Origin of the sequence: Azospirillum lipoferum 4B, from assembly GCF_000283655.1 — a bacterium.
Taxonomy (GTDB): domain Bacteria; phylum Pseudomonadota; class Alphaproteobacteria; order Azospirillales; family Azospirillaceae; genus Azospirillum; species Azospirillum lipoferum_C.
This window is the reverse complement of the sequence record NC_016585.1, coordinates 5,001-22,151: the sequence shown is the minus strand read 5'-3', so window position 1 is coordinate 22,151 and position 17,151 is coordinate 5,001. Positions and strand designations below refer to the sequence as shown.

The following is a 17,151-nucleotide window of genomic DNA, read 5'->3' as shown; positions in this document are numbered from 1 at the left end:
CGATGCTGCTGCCGAAATTCGTCCGCATGGTGGAGGTCGGCCCGCGCGACGGCCTCCAGAACGAAAAGTCCATGGTGCCGACCGCTGTGAAGGTGGAGCTGGTCGACCGCCTGTCCGACGCCGGGTTGAGCGTGGTGGAGGCGGCCAGCTTCGTTTCGCCCAAATGGGTGCCGCAGATGGGCGACAGCGCCGAGGTGCTGGCCGGCATCGCCCGCAAGCCCGGCGTCCGCTATGCCGCCCTCACCCCCAACCTGAAGGGGCTGGAAGGCGCGCTGGCGGCCAAGGCCGACGAGGTGGCGGTGTTCGGCGCCGCGTCGGAAAGCTTCAGCCGGAAGAACATCAACTGCTCAATCGCCGAAAGCCTGGACCGCTTCTCTCCCGTCATGGAGCAGGCCAAGGCGGCGGGCGTGCCGGTGCGGGGCTATGTGTCCTGCGTGCTCGGCTGCCCCTATGAGGGGGAGATTGCGCCACGGGCGGTGGCCGATGTGGCGGAGCGGCTGTTCGCCATGGGCTGCTACGAGATCTCGCTGGGCGACACCATCGGCACCGGCACGCCGACCAAGGCTCAAGCGATGATCGCCGCGGTGGCGGAGCGGGTGCCGGTGGAGAAGATCGCCGTCCATTTCCACGACACCTACGGGCAGGCGCTGGCCAACATCCTGGCGGCGTTGCAGATGGGGGTGGCGGTGGTCGACAGCTCCGTCGCCGGTCTCGGCGGCTGCCCCTATGCCAAGGGGGCCAGCGGCAACGTGGCGAGCGAGGATGTGCTGTACATGCTGAACGGCCTCGGCATCGAGACCGGGGTCGATCTGGACAAGCTGATCGCGGCGGGGGCGTTCATCGGCGACGCCATCGGCCGCCCGACCGCATCGAAGGTGGCCCGCGCTCGTGGTTGTGCGTGAGGGAACCTTCGGCAACGAAGGGCCGCGCTTCCGGAAGGGGGTGCGGCCCTTTCGTATCCGCGGGGATGGCCTCTTCGCAGCCCCTTCGCATCCTGCGCGTCCCACCCCATATAGGGCCGGTCCTTGGCCAGACGTGAACGACCGCCCGTGCGTATCCCTCACCTGAACGACCTGTACGATGCCGGCAGCCGGCTTCTTTTGGAATCGACGGTGCGCGTTGGCGTCACCGGGCTGCGGCGGGCGGGCAAGACCGTCTTCGTCACCGCGCTGGTCGACAACCTGTTGAAGGCCGGGCGGCTTCCCTTCCTCGACGTCATGTCGTCGGGGCGCTTCCAGGCGGCGCGGCTGCGGCCGCAGCCCGATCCGGACGTGCCGCGCTTCGATTTCGAAGGCCATCTGGCCGCCCTGACCGGTCCCGATCCCCATTGGCCAGAGCCGACGCGCGGCATCGGCCAGATGCGCGTTTCGCTGCGCTACCGCCCGGACTCCGCGCTGAAGCGCGCGGTGCAGCCGGTGGCGACGCTGAACCTCGACCTCGTCGATTATCCGGGCGAATGGCTGCTCGACCTGCCGCTGCTGCGCCAGAGCTTCGCGGAATGGAGCGCGCTGACGCTGGAGCTTGCCGCCCGGCCGCCGCGCGACGAGCTGTCGGCCTCCTGGCGCGGCTGGCTCGCCACCATCGATCCGATGGCAGCGGCGGAGGAGGAGACGGCGCGGCGCGGGGCGGCGCTCTACACCGACTATCTCCACGCCTGCCGGCGGGCGGACACGCTGCTCAGCCTGATCCAGCCCGGCCGTTTCGTCGAGCCGGGCGACATGAAGGATGCGCCGCTGCTGACCTTCTGCCCGCTGCCCCCGCCCCAGGCCGGCGGGTCGCGGGGGCGCGGCAGCCTGTGGGCGCTGATGGAGGAGCGATACGAGGCCTACAAGACCAACGTCGTCCGCCGCTTCTTCTCCGAGCATTTCGCCCGGCTCGATCGCCAGATCGTGCTGATCGACGTGCTGGGCGCGCTGAACGCCGGGCCGGCCGGGATGGCCGACATGAAGCGGGCGCTGGAACTGAGCCTGGAGCCCTTCCGCCACGGCTCGTCCGGCTGGCTCGACTGGCTGCTGGGCACCAAGATCGACCGCGTGCTGTTCGCCGCGACCAAGGCCGACCACATCGCCGCCCACCAGCATGCCCAGCTGCGGGCGCTGCTCGACCGGCTGGTCGGCGACGCCCGCAACGCCATCCGCTTCGAAGGCGCCCAGGTCGAGACGATGGCCATCGCCGCGCTGAAATGCACCGACAGCGTGGTGACCGAGCATGAGGGCCGGCAACTGCGCTGCGTGCGCGGCGTGCCGGTCGGGCGCGACCGTCCGACCGTGCTGTTCCCCGGCGAGATCCCGGAGGATGCCGAGGCCTTTCCGCCCGGCCGCGACCGCCCCTATAATTTCATGGCCTTCCGTCCGCCCGACGATCTCGGCCGCGACCCGCGCGGCCTGCCGCACATCCGCGTCGATCAGGCCCTGCAATTCCTGCTGGGGGATTACCTGCTGTGACGGAGCGCGACAGCGACAGCCGCAAGGCCGCGAAGGGCTGGGTCCCGCCGATGGAGCTGGAACTGGACCGCGCCGCTCCGGTTTCGGCGGAGGAGGAGACGGCGCTGCTGACCGGATCGGGCGACCCGGCGGAGCTGCTGCCGGCCCCGGCGGCGCCAGTGCGGACGACGCGCAGGCTCGGGCGCTGGCTGTTCGGGGCGCTGGCGGCGCTGGTGGTGGTGGCGCTGGGGTTCGACACCGCCGACCTGCTGAACCGCGCCTTCGCCACCAGTGTGGTGCTGGGCGTGCTGGTGGCGCTGCTGGCGGCGACGGCGGGCATCGCCGCCGTGGCGATGCTGGTGAACGAGCTGTTGTCGCTGCGCCGCCTGCGCCGGATCGAGGAGTTGCGGGCGGAAGCCGGGCGGCTGGAAATCGAGGCGCCGGGCGGCCGGGCCGACCGTTTCGCCGGGTCGCTGGTGGCGCTCTATGCCGACCGGCGGGAATTGGCCCCGGCGCTGGCCCGCGTGCGCGACCATGTGACCGATGCCCATGACGAGCATGAGGTGGTGCGGCTGCTGGACCGCGAGGTTCTGGCTCCGCTCGACCGCGCCGCCTATCAGCGGGTGCTGCTCGCCTCGCGCGACACCGCCGTCGCCACCGCGCTGAGCCCGGCGGCGCTGCTGGATTTCGCGGTGGTGCTGTGGCGGAACCTGAAGCTGGTGCGGGAGATCGCCTCCCTCTACGGCGCCCGGCCCGGCTATGTCGGCTCGCTGCGGCTGCTGCGCCGGATGCTCGCCAACATCGCCGTCGCCGGGGTGACGGAAAGCGCCCATCATGTGGCGGTGGAGGCGCTGGGCGGCTCGCTCGCCGCCGCGATTTCCACCCGGATGGGGCAGGGGGTGATCAACGGCCTGCTGACCGCGCGGGTCGGGCTGACCGCCATGCATCTGTGCCGCCCCATCGCCTTCGGCACCGAGAACCGCCCCAGCCTGAACCGCATCAGGAAGGAACTGCTGTCGGTGCCCAAGCAGGTGCTGTGAGCCGTGCCTCAGGCGTCGGCCATCGTGTCCGCTTCGGAGCTATGGACGGTGCCGATGGCATGCAGCGAGCTTTGCAGGGTCAGCCGGTCGAGCTGTTCCACCCGCAGGCTGGCGAAGATCTTGATGCGGCTTTCCAGCTCCACATAGGTGCGACGGAAAGCCATGCGGATGCGGTCCTCCGTGCCGGTGGCGGCCACCGGATCCTCGACGCCCCAATGGGCGGTCAGCGGGGCGCCGTTCCACACCGGGCACAGTTCCCCCGCCGTCCGATCGCAGACGGTGAAGACGAAATCCAGCGCCGGCGCGTCCGGGCCGGTGAACTCGTCCCAGCTCTTGGAACGCAGATCGGCGGTCGGCAGGTTGAAGGCCTTCAGCGTGGCCAGGGTATGCGGGTTGATCTCGCCCGCCGGGAAGCTGCCGGCCGACCACGCGTTGAAGCGGCCGGCGCCCCACCGGCGCATCAGGCATTCCGCCATGATGCTGCGCGCCGAATTGTGGGCGCAGAGAAACAGGACATTGTAGGTCTTCTTCTCGGTCATGGCCTACCCCTGGGTTCGGCCCACCGACGGAAGCGACGGCGGGACTGGGATGGCGACACTGTGCCGCCAGCCCCGTTCCCGCTTCAAATCAACCTTTTGTGTCAATTCTGACACGTTAGATCGGATCGCGTAAAATCGGAATCGATTTGGAGCGTGAATCCGATCGCCAAACATAAAGCTACAGCGTCGTGCGTTTCGTATTAAACGCACGACGCTGTAAGCCCATCCGTATCAGGCGAGGTCGAAGACCAGCACCTCGGCGTCGTCGGCGCGGTCGAGCGTCACCGCCTCCTCATCCGTCAGCGCGGCGCCGTCGCCGGCCTTCAGCAGGGTGCCGTTCAGATGGACCCGGCCGCGGGCGACCTGGACCCAGGCATGACGGCCGGGGCGCAGGGGCAGGGTGGCGCTTTCCTCGCCGTCCAGCAGCGTGGCGTACAGGTCGACATCCTGGTGGATGGTGACGCTGCCGTCGCGCCCGTCACGCGACCCGACCAGCTTCAGCGTGCCCTGCTTCTGCTCGGCCGGGAAATCCGCCTGCTGGTAGCCGGGGGCCAGGTTGTTGGCTTCCGGCAGGATCCAGATCTGCAGGAAATGCACCGGCTCGGTGTCGGACGCGTTGTACTCGCTGTGGCGGATGCCGCGGCCGGCGCTCATCACCTGGACCTCGCCCGGACGGATCACCGACCCGGTGCCGATGGAGTCCTTGTGCTCCAGCGCGCCGTTCAGCACGTAGGAGACGATCTCCATATTGGCATGCCCATGGGTGGGGAAGCCGGCGCCGGGGATCACGCGGTCCTCGTTGATGACCCGCAGGGCGCGGAAGCCCATATGGCCGGGGTCGAAGTAATGGCCGAACGAGAAGCTGTGGTTGCTGTTCAGCCAACCCATGTTGGCGACCCCGCGCTCGTCGCGATGGCGAATGGTGATCATGATGGAACCCTCCGTACCGTTGGGGTGTGTGCCGTTGTCTGGAGGGGAATTTGGCACCGGACGGCACGCGGAACAATCAGGTGCATTTGCATCAGATCGTTGCTGATGGAGCTACAATGTCAGCCCGCCAGCGGCACCCCGACCGCGAACACCGTGCCGCGCCCTTCCGCCGAGCGCACCGTCACCGGATGCTCCAGCAGGCGCGCCAGCCGTTCGACGATGGCGAGCCCCAGGCCGATGCCCTCGCTGCGGTCGCGGTCGGGGCGGTCGAGCTGGACGAACTCTTCGAAGATGCGCTGGCGGTCGGGTTCGGCGATGCCGCGTCCGGTGTCGTAGACCTCGATCCACAGCCGGTCGCCGCGGGTGCGGCAGCCGACCAGAACGCCGCCGGTCTCGGTGTAGCGGATGGCATTGGCGATCAGGTTGCGGACGATGCGCTCCAGCAGCGCCGGGTCGCTGCGCACCACGGCATTGGTGGGAACGGCGCGCAGCCGCAGTCCCTTGGCCTCCGCCAGCCCGGCGAACTCCGCCTCCAGCTGGTCGAGCAGGGGGGAGAGCGGCAGGTCGGCCGGCTTCGGCGTCACCGCGCCGGATTCCAGCTTCGAGATGTCGAGGATCGCGTTCAGCAGGTCGCGCATCGACCGCTGCGCCGCCTTCAGGTCGGTCAGCAGGGCCGCCGCCTTGGCGCTCTGCGGCTGGCGTTCCAGCATGCCGGTGAACATGCCGATGGCCTGGAGCGGCTGTTGCAGGTCGTGGCTGGCATGGGCGAGGAAGCGGGACTTGGCGCGGTGGGCCTGCTCCGCCGCGGATTTGGCGGCGTGCAGCTCGGCCGTGCGCTCGCGAACCTGCTGTTCCAGCGTGGCGTTGGCCCGCTCGATGGTCTCGGCCATGCGCAGGATCTCGGTGAACTGGCGGCGCACCTGCCGGGTCATCGGCCGGAAGATCGCCAGCGCCTCCACCGCCAGGATCAGCAGGGTGATCAGCAGGGCCGCCAGCCCCAGCTGGTGCAGGGTGTGGAATCCGGCCTCGCCCTCCTCCTGGTAGAGGGCAACCATCTCCTCCAGCCGATCCAGCAGCGGGCCGAGGGCCTGGGAGGTGATGCGGTCCGCTTCGGCCGGATCGGGCGGCTGGCCGGCGGCTGCGGCGGCGATGACGCGGCGCAGGGCGGCGATGTGCCCGGTCACCACCGGGTCCAGCGGATCGGCGCCGCCATGGAACAGGTCGTTGGGGGGCGGCCCCAGCGGCGGGCCTTCCTCCGGCCCGGCCCGGCCGCTCAGCCGGCGGTGGGCCGCCTCGAACATGTCGGTGGTCTCGGCCAGCTGGCGAGCGAGGTCGGTGCGCACCGCCGGATCGGCGGCGGTCTTCAACCGCTCGACCAGAAGGGCGGTCCGCTGCGACAGCATGCGCTGGCGGCCGGAGACGTTGACGACCTCAAGCATCCGTTCGTGCTGGCCGATCACCCCTTCGGTCATGACGAAGCCGGCCAGCGTGCCGAGCGCGATCAGCGTCAGCGCCAGGGCATAGCGCACGGTCATCCAGCGGGCCGTGGTGGTGCCGGTCGGTATCATGCCCTCTTCCCCTCGGCCGCGATGCCCATTGCCATCGTTGGACAGCATAATCGGGTCATCTGCCGCATTGCGGCAATGGGCGAGGGTAGCCTTGAGGCTATGAAGGCTCGGTAAAGCCGCAAGCCTCCAGCGCCGCCCGCATGTGGGGCGGGACCGGCGCCACCGCGCCCACCGGATCGCGCTTCGGGTAGAGCGGCAGCGAGATGGCGCGGGAATGCAGGTGAAGCGGCTTGCCCTCCGGCCCGCCATATTGCGGGTCGCCGACCAGCGGGCAGCCGATGGAGGCGCAATGGACGCGGATCTGGTGGGTGCGGCCGGTGTGGGGCGTCAGCTCCAGCCAGGTCAGCCCGTCCGCTTGCCCGCGCACGACATAGTCGGTCACCGCGGTCTGCCCGTCGGGCGAGCCGACGATGCGCCAGCCGCCGGTCTTGTTGGAAACCTTGGCGAGCGGCAGCTCGATCCGCCCGGACTCCTGCGGCGGCGCCCCGGCGACCACTGCCCAATAGGTTTTGTCGACCTTGCCGTTCTGGAACAGGATGCCGATCTTGCGCAGCGCCTTGGCATGGCGGCCGAGGATAAGGCAGCCCGACGTGTCGCGGTCCAGCCGGTGGGCCAGCGACGGCGGCTTGGGGAAGCCGAAGCGCAACGCGTCGAAATGCCGCTCCAGGTTCGGCCCGCCGGCAGGACCGGCATGGACCGGCAACCCGGCGGGCTTGTCGAGGATCAGCATCAGCCCGTCGCGGTACAGGATGCGGTCTTGGATTTGGGCGGGTGTCACGGGCAACTCATCCCCAGGCGCGGGAAATCAGGAGGTCGATGGCGGCGATGATGCGGTCGCTGTCGTCGGCGAGGGAGCAGACTTTCTCGCCGAGCCGTTCGGTGCGGACCGACACGGTCTGTAGTGGATGAAGAACCACCGAGCGTCCATCGATTTCAAAAGACGGATTCAATTGGGGATCGATGGGCGGCTCCGCGCGCTTGTCGACCATTGGAATGACGACGCGGCTGCGTGCTCCGTCAAACCTTCGCGATTGAACGACAACCACGAACGGAGTCGTCTGACGACCGGCCCCGATGTTTCTGTGGACGTCGAACTGGCTCATAAGATGTCATCGACATGCTGGTCAGCGAAAGAGCCATGCTTCTCGTCGAAGCGGTTCCATGCTTCGATCACGTCATCCAGGCGACGTTCACGGTCGGCTTTCGCCACCTCGTCGGCCAGCAACTTCTCGACCCGTTCCGACAGGTCGCCGGGGAGGGACTGCGCGCGGTGCAGGATGTCCTCGTCCAACGACAGGGTGACGTCCCGCTTCGGTGCGCGCCGGTCATAGACACCGTCCATTGCAAAGCCCTCCCCCGATCCCGATGCACTGAAGATAGGCGCCCCCGGTGCCGTCCGGCAAGCAGGCAGGAAAAGGGCGCGGCCACCGCAAGGCACCGCGCCCCCTTCACAGCCGGTCAGGTCCGGATCAGGCGAGCTTCAACTCCTTGAAGAAGTCGTTGCCCTTGTCGTCGACGATGATGAAGGCCGGGAAATCCTCGACCTCGATGCGCCAGATGGCTTCCATGCCGAGTTCGGGATACTCGACGCATTCCACCTTCTTGATGCAGTCCTGGGCCAGACGGGCGGCGGCGCCGCCGATGGAGCCGAGATAGAAGCCGCCATGCTGCTTGCAGGCCGCCGTCACCTCGGGGCTGCGGTTGCCCTTGGCCAGCATGACCATGGAGCCGCCCGCCGCCTGGAACTGGTCGACGAAGCTGTCCATGCGGCCCGCCGTGGTCGGCCCGAAGGAGCCCGAGGCGTAGCCTTCCGGCGTCTTGGCCGGGCCGGCATAGTAGATCGGGTGATTCTTGAAATAATCCGGCAGCGGCTCGCCGGCGTCCAGGCGGGCGCGCAGCTTGGCGTGGGCCAGATCGCGGGCGACGATCAGCGGGCCGGTCAGCGACAGGCGGGTGCGGATCGGATACTGGCTCAGCGTGGCGCGGATCTGCTCCATCGGCTGGTTCAGGTCGATCTTCACGACCTCGCCCGACAGATGCTCGTCGCCGATCTCCGGCAGATACTGGGCCGGATCGGTCTCCAGCTGCTCCAGGAAGATGCCGTCCCTGGTGATCTTGCCCACCGCCTGACGGTCGGCCGAGCAGGACACGCCGATGCCGATCGGCATGGAGGCGCCGTGGCGCGGCAGGCGGATGACGCGGACGTCGTGGCAGAAATACTTGCCGCCGAACTGGGCGCCGATGCCCATGTTCTGGGTCAGCTTGTGAACTTCGGCCTCCATCGCCAAGTCACGGAAGGCGTGTGCGTCCTCGCCGCCCTCGGTCGGCAGATTGTCGAGATAGCGGGCGGAGGCCAGCTTCACCGTCTTCAGGTTCTGCTCCGCCGACAGGCCGCCGATGACGATGGCGAGGTGGTAGGGCGGGCAGGCCGAGGTGCCGAGATAGCGGATCTTGTCTTCCAGGAACTTCAGCAGCCGGTCGGGCGCCAGAACCGACGGCGTGGCCTGATGCAGGAAGGTCTTGTTGGCCGATCCGCCGCCCTTGGCCATGAACAGGAACTTGTAATAGTCCTCGCCCTCGGAATAGATGTCGATCTGCGCCGGCAGGTTGTTGCGGGTGTTCTTCTCCTCATACATGGAGATCGGCGCCAGCTGGCTGTAGCGCAGGTTGCGCTTCAGATAGGCGTCGCGGGCACCTTCGGACAAGGCGGTCTCGTCGCCGCCCTTGGTCCAGACGCGGCGGCCCTTCTTGCCCATGATGATGGCGGTGCCGGTGTCCTGGCACATCGGCAGGGTGCCGGCGGCGGCGATGTTGGCGTTCTTCAGCAGGTCGAGCGCCACGAAGCGGTCATTGGCCGACGCCTCCGGATCGTCAAGGATCTTGGCGAGCTGGGCGAGATGGCCCGGACGCAGCAGATGGTTGATGTCGGAGAAGGCAGCCTCGGCCAGCAGGCGCAGACCCTCCGGCTCGACCTTCAGGATCTGTTCGCCGTCGAACTCGACGACCGAAACGTGATCCGAGGTCAGCTTGCGGTAGGTCGTGTCGTCCTTGGCGAGCGGAAACAGGCCGCGGGCTGAGGCGATGTCGTCGGGCATTGGGGCGTTCCTTCGTGACGATCCAACGGCCTCCGCGAAACCGCGCCCGGCCGGGCGCGCGAAGGGGGCAGGCCGCGCTCGGCCCCCCTTATACACCGCTGCGGGGCGGAGACAACCATCGGCGGGACGGAAGGCGGCGCGGCGGTTTGTCGTGGGGGAGATGGTGGGGAAGTGGTCGTACCGGTGGCGTTCGGTGCCCCCTCCCTAACCCTCCCCCGCTATCGCGGGAGAGGGAACTCAGTTGCACTCCTGCAAAGCTCCTACCCCCTCCACCGCGATCGGATCGGCCTTTGGCCGACCGAGAGCGGGGGAGGGATGGGGAGGGGGCACTGAACGCCCCCTACGCCGCCGCCTTCACATGCCCGTCCACCGCCTCATGGCCGTGGACGGCCGGCTCGGCCGGGGCGCCGACCCAGTCGCCGTGGGCGGGGATTTCCTCGCCCTTCATCACCAGGGTCAGCGGACCCAGGCGGGCGAAGTCGCCGACATGGGTGTCGTACAGCACGGTGGCGCCGGCCCCGATGGTGACGCCGGTGCCGACGCTGACCCGGCCCACCTTCATCACGCGGTCCTCGTACAGGTGGGTCTGCAGGGCCGACAGGGCGTTGATGGCGCAATGATCGCCGACCGACACGCAGTCGAATTCCGTGATGTCGGTGGTGTCCATGTAGACGCCCTTGCCGAACTTCGTGCCGAAGATGCGCAGCACCCAGGGCAGCATCGGCGTGCCGCGCAGATGGTCGAGCAGCACCTTGCCGGCCAGACCCCAGTACAGCACGGCCACCGCCTCCGTCCGCATCGCCCACCAGGACCACATCGGCTTCATGGTGGGGGCGTAGCGGCCCATCAGCAGCCATTTCACCAGCGCCACCACCAGAACCATCGCCGACGGGATGGCGACGCTGACCGCCAGGAACTGCCAAAGGAAGGTGCCCCAGCGCCCGTCCAGGATGGCGGGGGCGAAGAACTCCACCGCGAAGGTGCCGAAGGTGATGAACAGCATCGTCGGCATCGACAGGCTGAAGGCCTCGAACACGGCGCGGCCGAGACGGCGGGCGCGCGACGGCTCGAAGGTCCAGTTGGCCGACACGGTGTCGAACTTCTGGCGCACCGGCAGCCTGATCGGCGGGCTGCCGAACCAGGTGTCGCCGGCCTGCATCTCGGCATTGGCCGGCGGCTTGGACTTGATGCCGATCAGCGTACCGGTGGGGATGGAGGCGCCCGGCGGAACCACGGCGTCGTTGCCGACGAACACGCGGGCCTCGGTCTTCACCGGCTGCAGATGCATCCAGCCGCGGCGGATGTCCTCGTCGCCCAGCACCACCTCGTCGGCGATGAAGCATTTCTCGCCGATCTCCACCAGATCGTAGCGGCCGGCGAGGTTGGTCGAGATCTCGGCGTCGCGGCCGATCTTCGCCCCCATCAGGCGGTACCAGGCCCGCATGTAGACGGTGGCGTAGAGGGAGCTGAGGGTGTCCAGCATCACCTCGGTCGCCAGGGCCACGATCCATTTGCGGACATAGAACCAGCTGTGGACCGAATAGGATCCCGCCTCCACCTTCGGCAGCACGATCCAGCGGGCGGCGGCGATCAGCAGGACGGTGATCGCCACCAGGAACATGGCGGTCGGCCAGGCGATGGCCGGGACATAGAACAGGTAGTTGACCTTGAACAGCCCGCCCATCCAGGCGTCGAGCTTGTCGAAAAGGTAGAAGGCCGGGAAGATCGGGATCAGCGCCACCGGCGGCAGGCCGACCACCGCCACCAGATAGACCAGCCCCTGGATCGCCCGCCTGACGACGCCGGCACGCGGAGCCTGGGGCAGGGCGGCGCGGTCGACCGTGCCGACCTTGCGGGCGGGCGAGCCGTCCCAGGATTCATAGGCGCCGGTGCGGGTGCCGGCGGCGAGCGCGGTCAGGTCGGCCAGCTCCGTGCCGGGGGCGACGACGGCGTCATGGCCGATCACGCAGGAGGTGCCGATATAGGCGTCTTCGCCGATCTCGATGGTGCCGATCACCAGCTCGTTGCCGATGACCTCGGCATTGGCCAGCTTGACCTTGCCGCCGGTGCAGGCGCCGCGGCCGATGCTGACCAGATCGATGGCGCCGGATTCGAACTCGCCGATCATCGCGTCGGCGCCGATCCGGGCGCCCAGCGCGCGCAGGAGCAGCCGCATCAGCGGCGATCCCTGGAACCATTTCAGGTGGACCAGCGCGATGAAGCGCTGGGCCAGCCACCAGCGGTAATAATAGACGCCCCACAGCGGATAGCGGCCCGGCTTGGTCCGGCCGATGATCAGCCATTTCGCCGCGATGGCGATGGCGACGGTGGCGATGTTGATGACGACATAGACGCCGAACAGCGTCGTGATCTCGCCCAGCAGCCCGGCATCCTCGCCCGACAGCAGCATGTAGCTGACGAAGACGCCCAGCCACTGCATCGTCATCAGCGCCAGGATGACCGGCAGCGCGGCGGCCTGGGCCAGACCGCACAGCAGGCGGCGGCGCAGCGGCGGCGGTTCGAAGGACAGGTCGGCCGGCTTGGTCCCGCGGCCGGACGGCGCCTTGGCGTCCTGCCGCTCGGCCATCGCCCGCAGCGTGCGGGCGCCATAGACGTCCTGCAGGGTCAGGCTGGCCAGCCCGGCGGTCTCGCGCACCGCCGAGACGAAGCGCGCCGCCAGCAGCGAATGGCCGCCGAGGTCGAGGAAGAAGTCGGCCTCCAGCGGGATCGACTGGCCGGGGAAGACGCGGCGGGCGGCCTCCAGCAGGGCGGCCTCGGTCGGGCTGCGCGGCTCCTCCTGCTCGGCCGCGCCGGCATCCTCGGTCAGGGCCATCGCCTGCAGGGCCTTGCGGTCGGCCTTGCCGGAGGTCAGGCGCGGCAGCTCCGCCACCTGCTCGTAATGGGCCGGCACCATGTAGGCCGGCAGCTGGGCGCGCAGCGCGTCGCGAAGCGCGGTCTTGTCGAGGGAGGCGCCGGGCTGCGCGACCAGGAAGGCGACCAGACGGTCCAGGCCATTGTCGGTGCGCAGCACCACCGTGGCCTGGGCGATGCCGGGCAGGTCGGTCAGCTTCGCCTCGATCTCGCCCAGCTCCAGACGGAAGCCGCGGATCTTGACCTGATCGTCGATGCGGCCATGGAAGCGCAGGTTGCCGTCGGCGTCCAGGCTGACCGCGTCGCCGGAGCGGTAGAGCAGCGGGTCCTGAAATAGAGATGGGTCATCGGCGCGGAAGGGGTTGGCGATGAACTTCTCCGCCGTCAGCTCCGGCCGGCCGAGATAGCCCTGCGCCACGCCGGGGCCGCCGATCAGCAGCTCGCCCTGGGCGCCGGGAGCCACCGGGTTCAGCGCCTCGTCCACCACATAGCAGGTGTAGTTGGGGATCGGGCGGCCGATGGTGACGGGGGTGTCGGGCAGCACCTCGGCCACCGTGGCGACGACGGTCGCCTCGGTCGGGCCATAGCTGTTGAACAGGCGCCGGCCGGGACGGCACCAGCGCGCGGCGATGGCCGGCGGGCAGGCCTCGCCGCCCAGGATCACGACGCGCAGCGACGGCACGTCCTTCGGCAGCATCGCCAGCAGGGTCGGCACCGTGTCCAGAACGGTGACGCCGGCCTCGGTCAGCACGTCGGCCAGCCGGTCGGCCTCGTCCAGCACCTGACGGCTGGCGACCCACAGGGTGGCGCCGGCCAGATAGGGGACGAAGATCTCCTCCAGCGACAGGTCGAAGGCCACCGATGCGCCCTGGAACGCCACGTCGTCGGCGGTGATGCCGTAGACGCTGTTGGCTGCGCGCAGGTAATGGCAGATGTTGCGGTGGCTGATGACGATGCCCTTGGGCTTGCCGGTCGAGCCCGAGGTGTAGATGGCGTAGGCCGGGCTGTCCGGCGTCACCCCGTCGGCACGCAGGTCGAGCGGACGGTCGTCGTCGCCCAGCACGTCGCCGATGCGCAGGACCTGGATGCCGGCGCCGGTGTCGGTTCCGGTATTGGCCCCGGTATTGGCCAGCGTCGCTGCCTTCGTGCCGGTCACCAGATCGATCAGGATCGCCGGGGCGGCGCAGTCGGCCAGGCTGACGGCCACGCGCTCGGCCGGTGCGTCGGCATCGAAGGGCAGATAGGCGGCACCCGCCTTCAGGATGCCCAGCAGCGCCACATGCAGATCCAGCGACCGCGCCATCCACAGCCCGACGAAGCAGCCGGGGCCGATGCCGCGCGCCCGCAGGCCGCGGGCGACCCGGTTGGCGCGCGCCTCCAGCTCGGCATAGCTGACACGCCGGCCTTCATAGACGATGGCCGTGCGGTCCGGATGCGCCGCGGCGGTCGCCTGCGGAATGTCGGACAGCAGTTCGTCCCGCAGCAGGGAGGGGTCGATGGGGCCGCTCAGCGTCGGCGGCGCCGGAGTGGCGGTCCGGGAAACGTCGGTCGGGCCGTCGGCCCGCGCAGTCAGCAGAGTCACGCTGTGTCAGCCTTCCAAAGGGAATCAGCGCGGTGGCGCCAAAGAGACCCGTTCATCGGCTGGTCCCGGCGGTCGGCTGAACGCGGCGATGAGCCGCGCGCATGGTGTGGCGCTTTATGGTTAACGAATGCTTGCCATCCGTATGACGGCACCCGTACCGACGCGAGACGGCAAGTCTTGGGCTTTCCAAGCGCTGTGCAAGCAACATTGGCGCCCCAGCCAAAAGAAAGAACAAGACCTGCCGGCACCGGATACATGCGTATACATGAACGGGCGGACGGCGCTTTCATGATCCGTTGCGGCGCCATGGTCAAGGGTGTCCTTATGTATGCCTGCCTATGCGCCGGGGCATGTGTCGGCGCCACCACAGGCCCGGCCCCTCGCTGATGTGGGGTTGGCGGCTGCGTCGGCATCCCCTTGCCTTTGCAAGGCTGCCGCTTGCCGGGGACGGCCTTTTTCGCTGATTTTTCATGATGCCGTCATGGGGACGTCAGCTCTTGCCGCCGGTCGCCGCAGCCGGTCATTCTCGCGCGACAGGGCCTATCACCCCAGATGCTCCAGCGGCAGGGCGGTGCGGTAGCGCACCTGCTTCAGCGCGAAGCTGGAGCGGATGCTGGCGACGCCGGGGATGCGGGTCAGATGTTCCTTCAGGAAGCGCTCGTAGCTGGCGAGGTCCGGCACCACCACCCGCAGCAGGTAGTCGGCATCGCCGGTCATCAGATAGCATTCCAGCACCTCCGGCCGCGCCATCACCGCCGCCTCGAAGCCGTCGAGCCGCGCCTCCACCTGCCGTTCGAGGCTGACATTGACGAAGATGTTGACCGGCAGATCGACGGAGGCCGGATCGACCAGCGCCACATAGCGGGCGATCACCCCCGCCTCCTCCAGCGCCTTGACCCGCCTGAGGCAGGGCGAGGGCGACAGGCCGACCCGTTCCGCCAGCTCGTTGTTGGGCAGGCGGCCATCCTGCTGGAGGGCGGCCAGAATCTTGCGGTCGATACGGTCGAGGGGATGCTTTGGCATCGGATGCCGTTTCCTGCGATGTCCTGGCATCCAATGCTAAAACGGAACCTTGACCGACGCCAGTTCGCAAGCATCTGCCGGATCGCAAATGATAGGCTGGTCAAACCATAACCGCCATCCGGGAGCCTCTCCATGACCGCGATCCAGCCGTCCTCCGCCGATCTCGCCTGTCTGGCCGAGCTGGAGCGCAAGGTCCTCTGGCTCGCCTCCTGGACCATCCACAACGCCAACCATGTCCGCCCCAACCTGGACGGGCTGAAGATCGGCGGCCATCAGGCCTCCAGCGCCTCGCTGTCCACCATCATGACGGCGCTCTATTTCGCGGCGCTGCGGCCGGAGGACCGGGTGGCGGTCAAGCCCCATGCCAGCCCGATCTTCCACGCCATCCAGTATCTGCTGGGCAACCAGACGCGGGAGAAGCTGGAGAATTTCCGCGGCTACAAGGGCGCGCAATCCTACCCGTCCCGCACCAAGGACGTGGACGACGTCGATTTCTCCACCGGCTCGGTCGGGCTGGGGGTGGCGCAGACCCTCTTCGCCTCGCTGGTGCAGGATTACCTGAAGGCCAAGGGCTGGGCACCCGGCCTGCCGGAGGGGCGCATGGTCTCGCTGGTCGGCGATGCCGAGATGGACGAGGGCAACATCTTCGAAGCCCTGCAGGAGGGCTGGAAGCATGGGCTGCGCAACACCTGGTGGATCGTCGACTACAACCGCCAGAGCCTGGACGCGGTGATCCGCGAAGGGCTGTGGGAGCGGCTGGAGAACATCTTCCGCGCCTTCGGCTGGGACGTGGTGATCCTGAAATACGGCAGCCTGATGCAGCAGGCCTTCAAGGAGCCGGGCGGCGAGCGCCTGCGCCGGTGGATCGACAGCTGTCCGAACCAGCTCTATTCGGCCCTGACCTACCAGGGCGGTGCCGCGTGGCGCCGCCGCCTGATGGACGATCTGGGCGACCAGGGCGACGTCTCCCGCCTGATCGAGCGCCGCAGCGACGAGGAACTGGCCCGTCTGATGGGCAATCTCGGCGGCCACGACCTGCCCTCGCTGCTGGAGGCCTTCGCCGAGGCACGCACCCATGACCGGCCGGTCTGCTTCATCGCCTATACGGTGAAGGGCTTCGGCCTGCCGCTGGCCGGCCACAAGGACAACCATTCAGGATTGCTGACGCGCGAGCAGATGGACGGCTTCCGCGCCGCCAACAAGGTCCGCCCCGGCCATGAATGGGACCGCTTCGAGGGCCTCTCCCTGCCGCAGACCGCGCTGGAGGAGTTCCTGCGCCGCGTCCCCTTCGCCCAGAAGGGCCGCCGCCGCTACGAGGCGCCGGCCGTCGCCGTGCCGGCCGCCCTGCAGACCCCGACGCAGAAGAGCCTGTCGACCCAGGCGGCCTTCGGCCTGATCCTGAACGAGATCGGGCGCGAGCCCTCGGCTCTGGCGGAACGCATCGTCACCACCGCGCCGGACGTCACCGTCTCCACCAACCTCGGCGCCTGGGTGAACCGGCGCGGCCTGTTCGCCAAGAGCGAGATGGCCGACCTGTTCAAGAAGGAACGCATCCCCTCCACCTACAGCTGGGACTTCTCGCCGAAGGGGCAGCATCTGGAGCTGGGCATCGCCGAGTCCAACCTGTTCATCCTGCTGTCGGCGCTCGGCCTGTCGCACAGCCTGTTCGGGGAACGGCTGCTGCCGATCGGCACCGTCTACGACCCCTTCATCATGCGCGGCGCCGACCAGCTGAACTACGCCTGCTACCAGGATGCCCGCTTCATGCTGGTGGCGACCCCGTCCGGTGTCACGCTGGCGCCGGAGGGCGGCGCGCACCAGTCCATCGCCACCCCGCTGGTCGGCATGGCGCAGGATGGCTTGGCCTATTTCGAGCCCGCCTTCGCCGACGAGCTGGCGGTGGTGATGCGCTGGGCCTTCGACTACATGCAGCGGGATGGGGAGGGGGTGCCGGACGAGCGCAACTGGCTGCGCGACGAGACCGGCGGCTCGGTCTATCTGCGCCTGTCCTCCCGCGCGTTGGAGCAGCCGACCCGGACGATGGACGAGGATCTCGCCCGCGACATCGTCGACGGCGCCT

The 17,151-nt window shown here is 68.7% G+C and carries 13 protein-coding genes (1 of these 13 cut by a window edge); 4 read left to right on the top strand and 9 right to left on the bottom strand.

Going from position 1 to position 17,151, the window contains the following annotated elements; genetic code table 11:
• The first annotated feature begins 2 nt into the window (after positions 1 to 2).
• The 3 genes from AZOLI_RS14020 (at position 3) to AZOLI_RS14010 (ending at position 3,463) form a co-directional block, all read left to right on the top strand.
• Positions 3 to 902, top strand: a complete 900-nt coding sequence (locus AZOLI_RS14020) for a hydroxymethylglutaryl-CoA lyase (RefSeq protein ID WP_014187818.1) — start codon at positions 3 to 5, stop codon at positions 900 to 902.
• 147 nt (positions 903 to 1,049) lie between these two features.
• Positions 1,050 to 2,444 carry a YcjX family protein gene (locus tag AZOLI_RS14015; protein ID WP_014187817.1) on the top strand — a complete coding sequence of 465 codons (1,395 nt, stop codon included), beginning with the start codon at positions 1,050 to 1,052 and terminating at the stop codon, positions 2,442 to 2,444.
• A complete protein-coding gene (locus AZOLI_RS14010) occupies positions 2,441 to 3,463 on the top strand; it encodes a TIGR01620 family protein (RefSeq protein ID WP_014187816.1) in 1,023 nt (340 codons plus the stop codon). The genes AZOLI_RS14015 and AZOLI_RS14010 overlap by 4 nt, the downstream gene beginning before the upstream one ends.
• Before the next feature lie 8 nt (positions 3,464 to 3,471).
• Here AZOLI_RS14010 and AZOLI_RS14005 read toward each other — a convergent pair whose 3' ends face one another.
• The 9 genes from AZOLI_RS14005 to AZOLI_RS13965 form a co-directional block, all read right to left on the bottom strand.
• Complete coding sequence (locus AZOLI_RS14005) at positions 3,472 to 4,002, bottom strand: arsenate reductase ArsC (RefSeq protein ID WP_014187815.1); 531 nt, start codon at positions 4,000 to 4,002, stop codon at positions 3,472 to 3,474.
• A gap of 231 nt (positions 4,003 to 4,233) precedes the next feature.
• On the bottom strand, positions 4,234 to 4,932 hold the full coding sequence (locus AZOLI_RS14000; protein ID WP_014187814.1) for a pirin family protein: 699 nt from the start codon (positions 4,930 to 4,932) through the stop codon (positions 4,234 to 4,236).
• A 119-nt stretch (positions 4,933 to 5,051) separates the two neighbouring features.
• Positions 5,052 to 6,500, bottom strand: a complete 1,449-nt coding sequence (locus AZOLI_RS13995; protein ID WP_014187813.1) for an ATP-binding protein — start codon at positions 6,498 to 6,500, stop codon at positions 5,052 to 5,054.
• A gap of 97 nt (positions 6,501 to 6,597) precedes the next feature.
• Positions 6,598 to 7,278 (bottom strand): RluA family pseudouridine synthase, encoded by a 681-nt coding sequence (locus AZOLI_RS13990; RefSeq protein WP_014187812.1) that lies wholly within the window; start codon positions 7,276 to 7,278, stop codon positions 6,598 to 6,600.
• A gap of 7 nt (positions 7,279 to 7,285) precedes the next feature.
• Positions 7,286 to 7,603 carry a CcdB family protein gene (locus AZOLI_RS13985; protein ID WP_014187811.1) on the bottom strand — a complete coding sequence of 106 codons (318 nt, stop codon included), beginning with the start codon at positions 7,601 to 7,603 and terminating at the stop codon, positions 7,286 to 7,288.
• Positions 7,600 to 7,842 (bottom strand): type II toxin-antitoxin system CcdA family antitoxin, encoded by a 243-nt coding sequence (locus AZOLI_RS13980; protein ID WP_014187810.1) that lies wholly within the window; start codon positions 7,840 to 7,842, stop codon positions 7,600 to 7,602. Before AZOLI_RS13980 ends, AZOLI_RS13985 begins: the two co-directional genes overlap by 4 nt.
• Before the next feature lie 127 nt (positions 7,843 to 7,969).
• On the bottom strand, positions 7,970 to 9,595 hold the full coding sequence (locus tag AZOLI_RS13975; RefSeq protein ID WP_014187809.1) for a fumarate hydratase: 1,626 nt from the start codon (positions 9,593 to 9,595) through the stop codon (positions 7,970 to 7,972).
• A gap of 340 nt (positions 9,596 to 9,935) precedes the next feature.
• Positions 9,936 to 14,048 carry a Pls/PosA family non-ribosomal peptide synthetase gene (locus AZOLI_RS13970; RefSeq protein WP_014187808.1) on the bottom strand — a complete coding sequence of 1,371 codons (4,113 nt, stop codon included), beginning with the start codon at positions 14,046 to 14,048 and terminating at the stop codon, positions 9,936 to 9,938.
• Between the two features lie 543 nt (positions 14,049 to 14,591).
• Positions 14,592 to 15,071, bottom strand: coding sequence for an Lrp/AsnC family transcriptional regulator (locus tag AZOLI_RS13965; RefSeq protein ID WP_014187807.1), 480 nt, complete (start codon positions 15,069 to 15,071; stop codon positions 14,592 to 14,594).
• Positions 15,072 to 15,203: 132 nt separating this feature from the next.
• On the opposite strand from AZOLI_RS13965, the gene AZOLI_RS13960 reads away from it, so the two are divergent.
• Positions 15,204 to 17,151, top strand: partial view of a transketolase gene (locus tag AZOLI_RS13960; RefSeq protein ID WP_014187806.1) — the 5' portion only. The gene runs 464 nt beyond the window's last position; 1,948 of the gene's 2,412 nt are visible here — the first part of the coding sequence; the start codon lies at positions 15,204 to 15,206; the stop codon falls past the right edge of the window.